We start from the raw sequence: 15,741 nt of genomic DNA, 5'->3' as shown, positions 1-15,741 counted from the left end.
AGCTGCAATGAAAGAAAGGTGCTTACTTAGGCACATGCTTTGTAATTTAATCGAAAGGTGTTATGAACATGAATCATTTACATCGTAGAATGGGAACTTTCGCTTTAATGATGGTAGGTCTTGGCTCAATCATTGGTTCAGGTTGGCTATTCGGTGCTTGGCGTGCCGCTCAAATTGCCGGCCCTGCTGCTATTTTATCCTGGTTGATTGGGATGGTCGTAATTTTATTTATCGCTTTGTCTTATAGTGAACTCGGATCGATGTTTCCAGAGGCAGGCGGGATGGTGAAATATACGCAATATTCACATGGCTCTTTTATCGGGTTTATTGCCGCTTGGGCAAACTGGATCGCCATTGTCTCCGTCATTCCGGTTGAGGCGGTGGCTTCTGTCCAGTATATGAGCTCATGGCCTTGGGAATGGGCAAAGTGGACAACCCATTTGGTCACAAAAGGGGTGTTGACGACAGAAGGGCTCATGGTCGCCAGTGTGCTTCTTGTGATTTACTTTCTGCTCAATTATTGGACCGTTGGGTTATTTTCAAAAGCGAATACATTCATTACCGTGTTTAAAATTGTCATTCCAGGATTAACAATTGGTGCGCTCTTATTCGTAGGTTTTCATAGTGAGAATTTTACTTCTGGAACAAGTATTGCTCCTAACGGCTGGGCGAGTGTGCTGACAGCTGTTGCGACATCAGGAATTGTGTTTGCCTTCAATGGCTTCCAAAGCCCGATTAATATGGCGGGTGAGGCGAAAAATCCAGGCAGATCCATTCCGATTGCTATTGTTGGATCTATTTTGATTGCGACTGTGATTTATGTGCTTTTACAAATCGCCTTTATCGGTGCTGTCGATCCGTCCATGATTGTGAATGGATGGGGTCATTTGAATTTTAATTCGCCATTTGCCGACCTTGCCATTGCGCTTGGGATTAACTGGCTGGTTCTGATTTTATATGCAGATGCGTTTGTATCACCTTCTGGTACAGGGATTACGTATACGGCGACGACATCCCGTATGATTTATGGAATGGAAAAAAACAAATACATGCCAAGTGTACTTGGTCGTCTGCACCCTATTTATGGCGTGCCTCGTCCAGCGATGTTTTTTAACTTAGCCGTATCGTTTATCTTTCTGTTTTTATTTAGAGGCTGGGGTGTACTTGCAGAAATCATATCTGTTGCGACACTTATTTCTTATCTGACAGGCCCAGTAACTGTCATGACACTGAGAAAGACAGGGACAGATTTATATCGTCCGCTGCGAATAAAAGGACTCAGCATCATTGCTCCTCTCGGCTTTGTCTTTGCGTCATTGACGCTGTATTGGGCGAGATGGCCGTTAACAGGTCAGGTGCTGTTCATTATTATAATCGGTCTTCCGATCTATTTTTACTATCAAGCAAAAGCGAAATGGAAAGGCTTCGGCCGCAACTTCAAGGCGGGTGCTTGGATGGTCGTGTACTTGCTTGTGATGATGACGATTTCCTGCCTGGGCAGTGACAAATTCGGCGGCTATAACGTCATTCATTATGGCTGGGATATGGCTCTTATTACAGTGGTTTCCTTGCTATTTTATATGTGGGCACTCAAAAGTGGATTTGAAACAGAATTTCTAGAGGATGCGAAAAAAATCAATGATGAGCTGCGTACTTCTTCGCAAGAAGCCGCATCATCCAAAGAATAAAGGAACGGCTGCCTGAATATTATGGGCAGCCGTTTTATTTTGATAAATGATGCATCACGTGCTGCCTCAGCCAAGTGGTGACACCGCGCAAAACGGCTGCTGTGACAAATGAGATGAGCACATACTTCCAAAGCAGATTCATACCTTGTCCACTAAGCAAAAACACGATTCCTAGAAAGACGAGTGTGAATAGAAGCACGAATAAAAATGATGCAGACCAGAAAAAAGCCTTCACTGAAGGTCACCTCCTTGGAGTATTGTATGCAGGCAATTGAAGGATCAGACCAGCTATGACGGGGTAGAATTATGGTGAAATCTATTGCAAAAGTCAGATAAAAACACCAAGTGATTTGACAGTTATGTTAAGATGAGAGCATATTTTGAGTGAAGATTGTGGTTCATAGACGGAGGTGTTTGGGGTTGCAGATACAAAAAGTTCTAAACAATAATGTCATTAGTGTGATAGATGAACAAGGAAAAGAAATCGTCGTCATGGGAAGAGGTATCGCCTTCCAGCGGCGGCCCGGGGATCCGGTAGACGAATCGTTAATCGATAAAGTTTTCCGCCTAGAGGATCATTCCGTTCATGAGCGAATGAAAATGCTGCTTCTGGAGGTTCCGTATGATGTGGTCAAGGTAACCGAAGAAATGATTCAATATGCACATACAAAGCTGAACCGAAGATTAAACGAAAGTCTGCATGTATCGCTCGCAGACCATATTCATTACGCCATCGAACGACTGAAGAAAAATCATCTCATTGAAAATTCGCTCATTTGGGAGATTAAACGCTTATACAAAGATGAATTTCTTGTGGCAAAGGACTGTCTTGAGATGATTAGAGAGCGTCTTCATATTGAACTGCCTGAGGATGAAGCAGGCTTTATTGCCATGCATATCATTAATGCAGAGCTCAATGAGGACATGAATACAACGGTCAATATTACAAAAGAAGTAAACGCTATCCTCACCATTGTGAAATATCATCTCAATATGGAATTTGATGAAGACTCACTCAACTTTTATCGTTTTCTCACACATTTACGCTTTTTCGTCCAGCGTCTGATAAACGAAACAATGCTTGTCAGCGAAGATCAGGATTTGTATCAGCTGATCAAGGTAAAATATCCGAAGGCATACGAATGTGCAAAGAAAATCGCAGAATACGTCTATCAAACCTATCACCGAGATCTCACATCAGAGGAGATGCTGTATCTATCCATTCATTTGAATCGATTGATCAAACGAGAAAAATAAAGGTAGTTTTCAAAAGAAAGCGTTGACATGAGAAAAGCTGAGTGGTACTATTTGCTCATAAACATAAAAGAATACGGTTTCACAATGATCGTCTTAGAGGATTGTGACTGTTCGGCAGGCAAAACCTAAACGTTCACTGAAAAAGCGCAATAGCAAGTTGCGACTATTTTTGGTGCCCGTTTAGGTTTTTATTTTGCCCAAAAACGTATTTTTTTGAAAAAAAGGGGGTTTTTGTATGAGTTATCGTCAATTAGCAGAAGACATTATCAAACACATTGGCACAGAGAAAAACGTTCATTCACTGGTCCATTGCGCTACAAGACTTCGCTTCACATTAAATGACCGATCAAAAGCAGACAAAGCAGCCATTGAAAAATTAAATGGCGTTGTGACCGTTATGGAAAGCGGCGGCCAATTTCAAGTAGTCATTGGAAATACTGTACCAGAGGTTTATCGAGAGATTGGGGAGTTTACAAATCTATTAGAGGATTCCACTTCTTCATCTGAAAAATCAGGTGGAGAGAGCACGAGCCTTTTCGGAAAATTTGTCGACATTGTCTCTGGTATTTTTACACCACTTCTCGGTGTCATGGCAGGTGCTGGTATTTTAAAAGGTCTATTAGGTATCTGTATCAATGCAAAATGGTTATCACCTGAAGATACGTCGTATCAAATTTTATTTGCTGCGTCGGACAGCTTGTTCTACTTCCTGCCATTACTGCTCGCATTCACTTCGGCGAGGAAGTTTAAAGCAAATCCATTTGTCGCTGTGACGATTGCTGGTGCACTCATTTACCCAACCATTCAAGAATTGTCAAAAGGCGGCGGAGATGTGACCTTCTTCGGTATTCCAGTCGTCTTAATGTCTTATACATCAACGGTTATTCCAATCATTTTGGCAGTGTTTGTCATGGGATATATCGAACGTTTCTTTAACAAAGTCATTCATGAAAGTGTCAAAAACTTTATTACTCCACTGATTTTACTTGTCACGGTTGTTCCGCTGACACTCATTGTATTCGGACCATTTGGTGTGTATGCAGGGAACGGCATTGCCGCTGTCTTGCTGAAAGTATTCTCCTTTAGTCCTACACTTGCAGGTGCTTTAATTGCGATGGCATGGCAGGTTCTTGTGATCTTCGGTATCCACTGGGGTCTAGTGCCAGTGATTTTAAATAATATTGCCGTCCACGGAAAAGATCATATCAAGCCGGCGACTGCGCCAGCTGTATTTTCACAAGCCGGTGCTTCCATCGGTGTTATGCTGAAAACAAAGAATAAAAAGCTGAAATCATTGGCTGGATCGACAGCGGTTTCTGCCGTGTTTGGGATCACAGAGCCAGCTGTATACGGGGTCACGCTTCGTTTGAAAAAACCATTTATTGCAGCCGTTATCTCTGCTGGAGTCGGCGGTGCGATCATTGGTTATTCACAAAGTATTGCGATTGCGTCAGGGCTTCCAAGTTTACTGACACTTCCGATTTTCTACGGACAAGGGTTTACAGGGTTCATCATCGGAATCTCGGTCTCATTTGTTCTATCCATCGTCTTGACTTATTTGATTGGATTTAAGGATCCAGTAGATGAAGATGAAACCCCAGCACCGGTTGCCGCACCAACAATGGAAAACGAACATGGGGTCAAAGCAGCTCATGTGAAAAGTCCTTTAAAGGGTGAGGTAATCAAGCTGGAGAAAGTACAGGATAAGGCATTCTCATCTGGTGCACTAGGAAAGGGCGCAGCCATCATTCCATCAGAAGGCAAGCTGTTTGCACCAGTATCAGGAGTCGTGACAACGGTGTTCCCAACAGGTCATGCGTACGGTCTTACTTCTGAAAGCGGAGCAGAAGTGCTCATTCACATTGGACTGGATACCGTACAATTAGGCGGTCAGCATTTTACCCCGAAGGTCGTACAGGGGCAAACCATCACTGAGGGCGAATTGCTTGCGGAGTTTGATATTGAAGCCATCCAAGCTTCCGGCCTGTCCGTCACAACACCAGTGATTATTACCAATTCAGGTGAGTTTAGCGATATCATAGAAACAGAAGAGAAACAAATCACACCAGGACAATCATTTTTACATCTCGTTTAATCAAGAGGAGGAAGAAACTATGAGATATTCAACACTAGCACCATTTCCAAAGGACTTTTTCTGGGGCGGATCTACATCCGCCTATCAAGTAGAAGGTGCGTGGAACGAGGATGGCAAAGGACCATCTGTCATTGATATGAGAGCAAGTTACCCTGAAGGAACAACAGATTTTAAAGTCGCAAGCGATCACTATCACCGCTATAAAGAGGATGTGAAGATGTTTGCAGAAATGGGTTTGAAGGCTTATCGTTTCTCTATTGCATGGACACGGATCATTCCAAATGGAGATGGGGAGATCAATCAAAAGGGGATTGAATTCTATCATTCTCTCATCGATGAATTGCGCCGCTATGATATTGAACCAATCGTGACGATGTATCATTTTGATCTGCCTCATGCACTTCAAGTAAAAGGCGGTTGGTCAAATCGTGCGACAGTAGATGCGTTTGAACGGTATGCAGAGGTTCTATTTCAGGAGTATGGCGAGAAGGTGAAATATTGGCTGACCATTAATGAACAAAACATGATGATCTTACATGGATCAGCGCTTGGTACACTTGATCCAAATTTAGAAAATCCGAAAAAAGAACTGTATCAGCAGAACCATCATATGCTCGTCGCTCAGGCGAAAGCCATGACGCTTTGTCATCAAATGTTGCCTGAAGCGAAAATTGGACCAGCGCCAAACATTGCGCTCATTTATCCGGCATCTCCAAAGCCTGAGGATGTGCTTGCTGCGGCGAATTACAATGCGATCCGCAACTGGCTGTATCTTGATATGGCAGTCTTCGGCCGTTATAACAACCTTGCTTGGGCGTACATGAAAGAAAAAGACATTCTTCCTGTGATTGAAGAGGGAGATATGGATATTTTGAAAAGTGCGAAGCCGGACTTCATTGCCTTTAACTACTACACATCTCAAACGGTTGAAGCGAGTAAAGGAGATGGCAAGGATGAATTTGCGCGCGGCGGAGACCAGCATTTGAAATCTGGTGAAGATGGCGTATACAAAGGCGGCAACAACCCGTTCCTAAGTAAAAATGCGTTTGGCTGGGAGATTGACCCTGTCGGCTTCCGATCAACGATGCGTGAGATTTACGACCGTTATCAGTTGCCTCTTATTATCACGGAAAACGGATTGGGTGCTTTCGACAAGTTAGAAGAAGATGGATCGATTCAAGATGATTATCGAATTGATTATTTAGAAAAACATATCGAACAAATCAAATGGGCGATCACAGACGGCGTCGAGGTCTTCGGATACTGCCCGTGGTCTGCAATCGATTTAATCAGCACACACCAAGGATGCTCCAAGCGCTACGGATTCATTTACGTGAATCGCGATGAATTTGACCTAAAAGACCTGAAGAGAATTCGTAAAAAGAGCTCTTACTGGTATGAAACATTAATTCAGCAAAATGGAGAGAAGATCGGGGAGTAACAAATAAAAAAGCCAATCACCTTATGCGGGTGGTTGGCTTTTTTTCGTTCACTCTATTGGCAAGATTATATTGTTCGAATTGTTTTAAAAAGATAGCCTGATTTTAACAGCCTAATAAACTACTTTCTTTTATAATCCAAAGAAATTTTGCTGTTTCGAATGCTACATCAGGTGGAAGGCCTGCCTGTATAAAAATTGCGCTACTTTGTAAAAACCTGATTTAGCTTTCTTTGCATATTTCTTGTCTATTACTTTCAATAAAGGGTTTTTCTAAATATGTGCCTGACTTGTGAAGAGCCTGAACAGCAAGTTTTTTTGCTATTGTAGTGACGATATTTTTAGTTTGGGCTTCTTTAGATTGTGGTGGGAATATCGTGCACCATTGTTTAGGAACATATCCATTTCGGCTTGTGTCATTTGTCTACCACAGAAATTTTCATTAAAACGAAGTTCTAAATAATAAAAAAATGATTGCGGACACCGCAACCAAAAAAGTAATGTTCTTAAATCTATCTTAAATACATTGATAGACTCATTTTGATTTGATAACCTTAATTTTGGAATTTAATACAAAAGGAGGAATATAAACAAAATGTTCAAAAAAACACTCTTAATCCTAATTACCCTAGCTCTTGTCATATCAATATGGTCTCCATTTTCATCAGAAGCATCAGCAAAAACACACTCTATCAATTCACAAGAATTAGAAGCGTTAGTAACACCAACAGTTCTACAAAATGAACAAACTACCAAAGAATTAGACGAACTTGAAATGAAAATGGGGGAATACATAGAAAACCTTCCATTTACAGAAAAAGAATTCGAAAACATGTCAGAGACAGAACAAAATAAAGTGATCGATCAATATTTCAACAATGAAGAATTTTTAGCTATAGAAAACCGAATGAAACAACTTGACTCCAAAAGTAATCAGAGTGAAATCACAACACAAGCACTACCAGTATTCTTCATACCTATCGCAATGACCGTAGGAAGAGTTGCTTTAATGGCTATCAGATCAAAAGGCGCAAGAACTGCACTTAAATATCTAAAAAATCGAATAAAAGGATTCGGTAAAAATTACAAAATTAAATGGGATGTAAGAAATGATAAAGGACAACTTAGAAGTTTAGTTGTCGTCCTACACAAAGGAAAGAAAAAAACAACAAGAGTATTTGCTGTAGACAATGGAAAAATCCCTTTAATACCAAAAACCTCAACTTGGTATTGGCATTTCCATGTAGCTCCAAAAGATAAAATACACCATGCTCTCAGAGCATCAGTACCAAAGAAATACAAAGCAAGTCCAGGAGAAACAATATTACACTAAAAAACCCCTAATTTTCAGGGTTTTTTTTCTCTTCAAGACTTGTAACTATATCAACTGGATGTATCAAGTTTTCATCATCATTATCCTCATCAATGTAAGGCATAATAAGTGAATCCAACTCTTCTTTATCATCAACTAAAGCAACGTAAGTTGTATAATCCTCTAAATCTGATGGAAACAATTCAGCTTGACCAACATTACTTTTCAATGCTTGGTCAATAGCACTCTTTAATTCTATTAAACCCTCACGATTACCAATAATATAAGAATCCATATGCCAACTTTTTTGAGCATATATATGACAAATCTTATCTCTATCTTTCATCATCTCATTACACCCTTCCTGAAAAATTTAATTGATTATGTGCCAACACGCCAACCAGCTATAACATCAAACGTCTCATTGGCTACTTTATCCTCATCTTCTTCAATCCTGATCAGATCTCCTTCCTAGGCATCAATACGCTATTTCCAAAACTGCCACCAACATTTTTTTGTCCTTCTTTTCCACCTGCTCAATTGCCGCAATTAATTTTTTAGTTTCTTGTTTCTCTTATGGCTTCTAATAGCTTTTTATCTCTTTTAATAAGACTGCTTTGTATGTATTCTTGCTGTTTTTTAACTTTCTGGAGGTTACAAATCACATCTTACTCTCTACTATCATTATACCCCGAATGTTATCTCATTTATAGACTGTTTTCTACCCAGATCAGGCCGTATACTGTTATACGCAAGTCAAAAACGATAAGGGGTGTGGCTGTATGAACGAGAAGCAACAAGTTTTAGACCCTGGTCCATTTTTTCATGGGACGAAAGCAGAATTGAAGATTGGAGATCTGCTTGAACCGCAGTACTTATCGAATTATCAGGATCAAAAATCAAATCATATCTATTTCACCGGAACATTAAACGCAGCCAAATGGGGTGCTGAGTTAGCAAGATCTGATGCGAAAGAGAGAATTTATGTTGTAGAACCGTTAGGCGAGTTTGAAAATGATCCGAATTTGACTGACAAAAAATTTCCGGGTAACCCAACACGTTCTTATCGGTCGAAATCCCCTTTGAAAATCGTCGCAGAATTAGGTTCATGGGAAAGACATTCCGATGAAGAAATCGATCATATGCTGAGCTCTTTAAAGAAATTAAGTGAAGAAGGGAAAAATGTCATATACGATTGATGATTCTCAATCACACGAAGGCCGCCTCATCAACAGCTGGGCGGCCTTTTGTTTGATCTTATTGAAACAACGCATTCATCAGCTCATCGAATGTTTTTGATTGATTCAGAGAGTGAATGCGGTTTGGATTATCCAGTAAATCAACGGCTTGTTCAAAGAATTGATTCATGCAGGCTGCGTCATCTTTATGAATGGCTAATAAAAAGACAAGTGATACTTGGTTTCCCTGCCAGTCAATCGGCTGTTTTAAGTGTGCGATGGCTACGCAGGATGTGCCTTCATTTGTGATGAGCGGGTGCGGCATGGCAATCCCTTTTCCAAGGTAGGTAGACGACATTTGCTCCCGCTCAAGCACCGAGGACCGAAAAGATGACGATACTAGCTGATACGTTTCTAAATGGCTGCATAGTGTGTCTAATACCTCGTCCTTACTGGATAGGTCAGCGTTCAATAAGGTTAATCGTTCTTGAAAAAACGCCATCAGTTCTTGCGAGGGAGTCCCATGTCCATTTAATAAATGAATGACCTCATTCACCCGCTGTACATCATGTTGTTCAAAAAAGGCGCTAACCTGTATCACTGGTTTTCCCTTTGATGCGAGCGGGACGGTTGTAATGATGACGTCACAGGGAAGGGTGGTGCTCATGAGATAATCCTGATAGGAATAAAGCTCGACGATGTCCAGTTCGTGCTGAAAGGCTGCCTTCAATTTAATTTCAAGCAGTCTTGCCGTCCCTAGTCCAGACCCGCACACGATAATGGCTTTCTTTTTTTGCGAGGTATCGAGCTGACTTCTTTCAAAAGAAGCAGCGATATGCAGGGCAACATATGCCGCCTCATCTTCATTTGGCGTCCGCACCAGCTGTAAGGCATTCAGTCCGCTGACAGCCAAATCAAACGGGTATGGATAGGACGTTTTGATTTCATGCAACAGCGGATTTTGTAAGGATACGCCATATTGGATTCGATTTAATAATGGTTTCATATGAAGCATCAAGTCTTGCTGCAGGATGTTGTCATCTGCAAAGTGGTGGCCGCTTGTTTTCTCAATGTGCTGTAGAAAGACCGCAACCGCCTGCTGAACTTCCACTGTCGTCTGATGCTGGGCGGCTTCTTTCCACGTTTGATTTGCCAATAGATGCATGACTAAGTAATCTGTTTCATCCTCTGATAAGGTGACATGAAAGGTGTCACTCACCTGCTGTATGATCTTTTGGGCAATTCTCATCAAGACGGGTGATCGTTGTGTACGAGTGGTACTGGCGGGTATCCGCTGGTTTTTTCGTGTCTGCTGAATCGCAATTGCTAAGTGAATGACTAAGTTTTTTAAGGCAATATCTTTAATGAGCAATGACTCTTGATGCAGGTTCGTCAGGACTATAGATCGAATGGTTTCAAGAGAAATATCGGGAAAATGGAGCTGCTCCCGCTCAGTGATATGAGAAAGTGCAGGCTCTTCTTCAAGGAGTAAGTCTGCATAGCATGTTCTTTTTTGCAATTCGTCTCCCTCAATTTTTAAGCCAAATCCAGGCTTTGACACAAGGGTCATACCGTAACGGGCTAACAGCTCTCGTCCTTTTTTCAAATCACTGCTGACCGTCATGCGGCTGATGAACAGTTCTTCAGCCAGCTGGTCAATTTTTAAGTAATCCTGTTGAAGCAATAGCTTCCTCATGATAAATCGTACACGCTCTTCTGGCATGACGGGGACGAGAGAGCGGGCAGGAAGCTTTTGTTGATGAAGCCAAAGCAGGAAGGCATCTTGGTCACTCGTTAATAGGGTGTATCCCTTTCCGCGGATCGTTTTAATCTTGGCTCCAGCTTCCTTTAATTGCTCATTTGCTTCTTTGATTAGATGACGGATGGAGCGGTCAGATAAGCGAAAAGAGGCAGTGAGCTCCTCCAGCTTCACGAACCCCTTCGTTTCAAATAGCCGCTGAATCAGCTGATAGGTTCGAGGATCTGCCGTCATCATCATTGCGCGGCTCCTTGCGCCTGTAAGGCATCAGTACCAAGAGCGAGGGCGCCCATTAAACCTGATAATCCATCAAAGGATGGCTTGGTGATAATTTCATTTAAAGGCTTTGGCAGTTGTAAATACCCATGAAGCCGCTTTTCTGTTTCATCAAGAATGAGCGGCAGCATAGCGGGCTGTTTCATCACACCTCCACCGAGAATGATGCGCTCTGGCGAAAGGGTGAGTAATAAATTGGCGGTCATCTGTCCGAGATAGTAGGCATGAAGTGACCAGGCAGGATGATCCTCTGGCAGTATTTGTGCCAGTGTATGATAGCGCCCTTCTATGGCAGGTCCTGATGCCAGTCCCTCTAAACAGTCATGGTGTATAGGGCAGCAGCCACCGTAGGAATCATGAGGGTGCCGCTGCACTGTGATATGACCCATTTCTGGATGCAGCAACCCGTGAATGAGGCGGTGTTCAATATAGGCACCGCCGCCTATTCCGGTTCCAACAGTGATATAGACCAAAGAAGCAGGCTTTTCTGCTTCAACCGAAAAGCGGGCTTCCCCGAGTGCTGCACAGTTCACGTCTGTATCAAGCTTCATAGGGAGTCCAAGGGCTTGTTTTAAAGTAGAAAGGAAAGGGAATTGGCGCCAGGCTGTTTTGGGTGTCTCTAAAATCGTCCCATAGCTTGGGCTTTGTTCTTTTACATCGACAGGCCCGAATGCCCCAATGCCAATGGCATCGACAGGATGCTTTGTAAAGTAATCGATTACTTGCCGGCATGTTTCATCTGGATTACCTGTTGCAAAGGAAGTCGTGTGTTCAATCGTTCCATCTGTTGTTCCGTAGCCGCAGACAAATTTTGTTCCGCCTGCTTCAATGCCTCCAATTCGCATGATCAATGCCCTCCATTAAAGAGGGGCGGAATCCAAATGGACCCCGCCCCTACATGTTCATTTTTTCTTTACAATGTAGGTTTGTACCTGACAAGGTGTGAGCGGTTCAATGTGTAATGATCCATGTTGTGCTTTGAGTATATGTCCTTCAGGTGTTTCGCCTAAATTCGCTGTTTCTCCGTGCTGTAGAGATGAACTATTGATTGAAGCGGCTGTTTGACGCGTTAAAAATGGATTGAAGAGACGGATGACAATGCCTGTTCCATGCTCTTCTTTTTTCAGAGCGCTTAGAATGACTCCGTCTGTCTCAATGTCAAGCAGGCTATAAGTAGATTGTAAGTCTTCTTTTTCATCTCGGAAAGAGAAAATTAAACGACCGTTTAAAAAGTCTGCCCGTTCGTAGCATTGAACTGGGGTTGTATACCGCTTGGCAAGCTGCGCTAAGTGTCCCTCGCTGACAGCATCCTTGCTATAGTGCATGCCAAATGAGAACGACAGTGCACCTTGTAGCTGAGCGTCAGGTGTCTCAACAATTTTTTCACCAGATGCGCGTCCTGGACGGTAAAGAAGATTTTCTTTCCCCATTTTTCCGAAACAGCGGAAAAGCGTATACGCAATCGTTGTGTAGCTTTCTCCTGTGATCTGGTATTCTCTCACGCAGTCCGTCAATAGAGCGACACCATATGCTTCATCACGAAGTGCAGTAAAGGATTGCATCGGTTCAATGGTGATCGGTTTTTCTTCCCAATGCTCATTGCTCCACCATTCAAGCTCTTGCGTGAGCTCTGTCGGGCGTTCGATGGTTCCAAACTGCTGATCGCTCAGTGATACCTTTGATGCGATGCCTGTATCAAAGAGGACACGCAGACGATGGTCTAACGCATGATTATCGACATCGACATGAAAACGGATGACAGGCTCATCTTTATTTAATGCTACCTTCGCTGTAATCGGGAGTGAAGTCGTGACTGATTGCTGAGAGCGTTCCTCTAAGTCATACGGGACAGTGAGGTGAAACTGGATGGTCAGCTCTTGTTGCAAGCAGCTTTTAGATACTGTGATGTCTGCTGAAGAAAGGTCCTTGGATGACACATACAGATCCTCACGCGGCGGTGAATAGTTGTAGGAATCCCCATCGTCTCCATTGTCTTCAAAGATCATTTGCTCAGAGAATGTCCGGCCAGTTTGTTTATCTGTGATCTCCAGCGATCCGTTGTCATTTGCCGCAATGCGGTAATACGTATTTTCAATCGCGTGTCCTTCTGTTTGTTCCCATGCAGATTCGCTTGATTCATCGAAAACCATGCTGACTTGTGTATAACCAACGGATGGTAAGCTGGTGGCTTCGATCAGTAAAACGGCTTTCCATACTTGTTTTGGCATGTACACATCTTTACTTGGGTTAAGAGAAATTTGCTGTGCCAGCACATAATCTGTGACATCAGTTTTGCTTTTTACTGTGTAGTGAAGCGTTTTTCCATTGGCATCTTTTAGTGTAAAAGGACGTTCTGTGATAAAGGTTTCAACTTCAATAACTTCAGAACGCTTTGAAGGCAGTGTATTAAATAAAGTAAACGTGATTTCTTGCTCTGTTTGCAGTCGAATGGCGATGAGGCGCATGTGTAAGTCCACAAGGTTCTCAGCAATTTCCTTTGCCTGCTTGTAGCGGAAGAAGACATCTTGATTCGTCGTATCACTATTACAGCCGCCAATGCTGTCATGCGCTGCATTTTCAAACATGAGGTACCATATATCACGAACCGTATCATGCGGATAGTCGTGTCCGAGTGAATAGCTAATCGTGAGGATAGGCTCCATCACATTGACGAGATAGTTTTCAATTTGATTGTTTAAGATTTTTAAATCAGCTCGTGTTGAAAAAATAGATTTGTGAATCCGCATATGCTTCGCATGAATGAGCTCTCCTTTTAAAGTTTCAAAAGACGTCCGCTCTTTTTTCACTGCTGCAATGTAATCTTCTAAACTGCTGATTTGATAGTGGTGCTCGTCCAGTTCATTGGCTTTTTCTAATAAGTCAGGCAGGTTTTTGCGGATCGGTGCCTGGTCAAAGCCATTTGGGAAATAGACATTCTTTGTGGTTGCCTTTGCTTGCAGCGCACCGATTTTTTCAGATAAAAAGGCTTGTAAGTCCTCATCTTTTTCGGGAATATTTCCACCGTAGTAGTAGCCAAATGGCAGGTTCACCGCAAAGACTTCACTGCCGTCAGCCCCTTGCCAATTGAATTCAGTGTGATTCGTCATATGGTCTGAAACGCCGCGCCAAAAAGCTGTATCCACAATGCCGAAGCCGCGGTAAATTTGAGGCATTTGTGCGGATTGACCAAAGGAATCAGGGACATAACCGACTTTCATCACATGACCGAACTGCTGACAGCGTTCAATTCCATATTGCAGGTTCCGTACAATGGATTCACCTGAAATGACGAGCTGGTCGGTTTGGGTATACCACGGGCCGATGATGAGACGTTTGGCTGTGACGAGCTTTTTGATTCGATTCTCATCCTCAGGGCACCATTTCAAGTAATCATCCAGTAAGGATGCTTGGGCATCGAGCATGAAGTAATGGAACCTTTCATCTGTTTCAAGAGTGTCTAAAATGTCCATTACGCTTTTCATTAAGTAGATACGGGAGCGGGAGGTGGTGAAATACCATTCCCGGTCCCAGTGAGTATGTGGAATCACATGTACATTAACAGTCATTGAGTAACGACACCTTTCTTTGTTCAAATTATCCTTCTAGTACAAGGTCAAAATCGTCTTCTTCTTTCTGCTTCTGATCATGTTCCGGCGTTTTTGGTTCTTTTTTCTCAGAGAAATTGACAAGCAGGTTGGCGCCAATACCGATGACGAGTGCGCCAGTGAGAGCTCCAATTAAATAAGCCCACCAGTTTCCGACTGAGAAGAAGCCGTATAGCCCGCCAATTGGCGGCATGATGTCATGGACACCTAATAATGCAGCAACCCCGCTACCAGCAGCACATGCGACAACATTGAGCGGAATCAATTTCAATGGATTGACGAGGGTAAAAGGAATCGCCCCTTCCGTAATACCGATAATGCCCATGACAAGGCCGCCACGTCCTGCTTCTCTAAAGGTTGGAGAGAAATTGCGTTTTCGAATCAATGTCGCAAGCCCGTATCCAAGCGGCGGAATGACAATCGCAATATTGACGAGAATGGCAGGGAGGTAGACGCCTGATAGGAAGAGCGCGTTACCTGCCATCCAAGCAGATTTATTCACTGGGCCGCCAAGGTCAAAGCCAATCATCGCACCTAGAATGAGAGCGAGTGCGAGTGTGCTTGTCCCGTCAGCGACCATGCCTTTGATCCATTCAATTAATGCTGTGTTCAAAGCACCTAATGGCCCGCCCAGCAGAACGGACATGAGAAGTCCAGTTAAGCCAACGGTAATGAGCGGTAAGATGAGCAGAGGAACAAGTCCGGCTGCGGAGCCTTTAATTTGAATTTTTCGTTTCACAAAAAGAGCGACATATCCTGCGAAGAAGCCTGCAATAACGGCACCGATAAATCCAGCATTCGTTGAGCTGGCAAGGGCACCACCGATGAAACCGGCCGAAAGCCCTGATTTATCCGCAATCGAATAGGCGATAAATCCAGCGAGCAGGACGTTCATTAAGCCAATCCCTGTCCAACCAACCTGCTCCATTAAATAGGCGCCGTGCAGTATGCCACCAGCATCCTTATAGGCGTTTAAATCTGAAACACCAAATCCTAATCCGACTAGTTTTGCTAAACCAACGATAAGGGAGGCACCGATGATTACAGGAAGAATATAAGAAATACCGGTCATGAGATGGCCTTCAATGACTTTTAATTTTGCTTTCATTTTGCTTTGCTCCTTTCTATATGGC

At 42.9% G+C, this 15,741-nt stretch carries 12 protein-coding genes; 6 read left to right on the top strand and 6 right to left on the bottom strand.

What is annotated here, in order from left to right:
• The first annotated feature begins 68 nt into the window (after nt 1-68).
• Entirely contained in the window at nt 69-1,688 is a 1,620-nt protein-coding gene (locus MHH40_RS09090; protein WP_050943368.1) for an APC family permease, read from the top strand.
• 34 nt (nt 1,689-1,722) lie between these two features.
• On the opposite strand, the gene MHH40_RS09085 is transcribed toward MHH40_RS09090, so the two are convergent.
• On the bottom strand, nt 1,723-1,923 hold the full coding sequence (locus MHH40_RS09085; protein ID WP_050943366.1) for a hypothetical protein: 201 nt from the start codon (nt 1,921-1,923) through the stop codon (nt 1,723-1,725).
• A 185-nt stretch (nt 1,924-2,108) separates the two neighbouring features.
• On the opposite strand from MHH40_RS09085, the gene licT reads away from it, so the two are divergent.
• The 4 genes from licT (at nt 2,109) to MHH40_RS09065 (ending at nt 7,811) form a co-directional block, all read left to right on the top strand.
• Complete coding sequence (licT, locus tag MHH40_RS09080) at nt 2,109-2,945, top strand: BglG family transcription antiterminator LicT (protein ID WP_003217030.1); 837 nt, start codon at nt 2,109-2,111, stop codon at nt 2,943-2,945.
• A 235-nt stretch (nt 2,946-3,180) separates the two neighbouring features.
• The gene (locus MHH40_RS09075) at nt 3,181-5,040 is read left to right on the top strand and encodes a beta-glucoside-specific PTS transporter subunit IIABC (RefSeq protein ID WP_212046261.1); all 1,860 of its coding nucleotides are present in this window, start codon (nt 3,181-3,183) and stop codon (nt 5,038-5,040) included.
• A 19-nt stretch (nt 5,041-5,059) separates the two neighbouring features.
• Complete coding sequence (locus MHH40_RS09070; protein WP_340900968.1) at nt 5,060-6,481, top strand: glycoside hydrolase family 1 protein; 1,422 nt, start codon at nt 5,060-5,062, stop codon at nt 6,479-6,481.
• Between the two features lie 592 nt (nt 6,482-7,073).
• The gene (locus MHH40_RS09065) at nt 7,074-7,811 is read left to right on the top strand and encodes a hypothetical protein (protein WP_268459775.1); all 738 of its coding nucleotides are present in this window, start codon (nt 7,074-7,076) and stop codon (nt 7,809-7,811) included.
• A gap of 7 nt (nt 7,812-7,818) precedes the next feature.
• On the opposite strand, the gene MHH40_RS09060 is transcribed toward MHH40_RS09065, so the two are convergent.
• Nucleotides 7,819-8,139, bottom strand: coding sequence for a hypothetical protein (locus tag MHH40_RS09060; protein ID WP_340900966.1), 321 nt, complete (start codon nt 8,137-8,139; stop codon nt 7,819-7,821).
• 433 nt (nt 8,140-8,572) lie between these two features.
• Here MHH40_RS09060 and arr point away from each other — a divergent pair, with 433 nt between their 5' ends.
• A complete protein-coding gene (gene arr / locus MHH40_RS09055; protein ID WP_212046258.1) occupies nt 8,573-8,989 on the top strand; it encodes an NAD(+)--rifampin ADP-ribosyltransferase in 417 nt (138 codons plus the stop codon).
• Nucleotides 8,990-9,047: 58 nt separating this feature from the next.
• Here arr and MHH40_RS09050 read toward each other — a convergent pair whose 3' ends face one another.
• From MHH40_RS09050 to MHH40_RS09035, 4 genes are read right to left on the bottom strand one after another with little or no spacing between them, the layout of a single operon-like run.
• Nucleotides 9,048-10,967, bottom strand: a complete 1,920-nt coding sequence (locus tag MHH40_RS09050; RefSeq protein ID WP_340900964.1) for a BglG family transcription antiterminator — start codon at nt 10,965-10,967, stop codon at nt 9,048-9,050.
• Entirely contained in the window at nt 10,964-11,848 is an 885-nt protein-coding gene (locus MHH40_RS09045; RefSeq protein WP_137055186.1) for an ROK family protein, read from the bottom strand. Before MHH40_RS09045 ends, MHH40_RS09050 begins: the two co-directional genes overlap by 4 nt.
• A 57-nt stretch (nt 11,849-11,905) precedes the next feature.
• Entirely contained in the window at nt 11,906-14,569 is a 2,664-nt protein-coding gene (mngB, locus tag MHH40_RS09040; RefSeq protein WP_340900960.1) for a mannosylglycerate hydrolase, read from the bottom strand.
• A gap of 28 nt (nt 14,570-14,597) precedes the next feature.
• Nucleotides 14,598-15,716 carry a PTS fructose transporter subunit IIC gene (locus tag MHH40_RS09035; RefSeq protein ID WP_003217114.1) on the bottom strand — a complete coding sequence of 373 codons (1,119 nt, stop codon included), beginning with the start codon at nt 15,714-15,716 and terminating at the stop codon, nt 14,598-14,600.
• Nucleotides 15,717-15,741: the final 25 nt, after the last annotated feature.

It is taken from the genome of Bacillus sp. FSL K6-2431 (genome assembly GCF_038005165.1).
Classification (GTDB): Bacteria; Bacillota; Bacilli; order Bacillales; family Bacillaceae; genus Bacillus; species Bacillus pumilus.
Note: the sequence above shows the minus strand (reverse complement) of the source record. Positions and strands in the feature narration are given on the sequence as shown.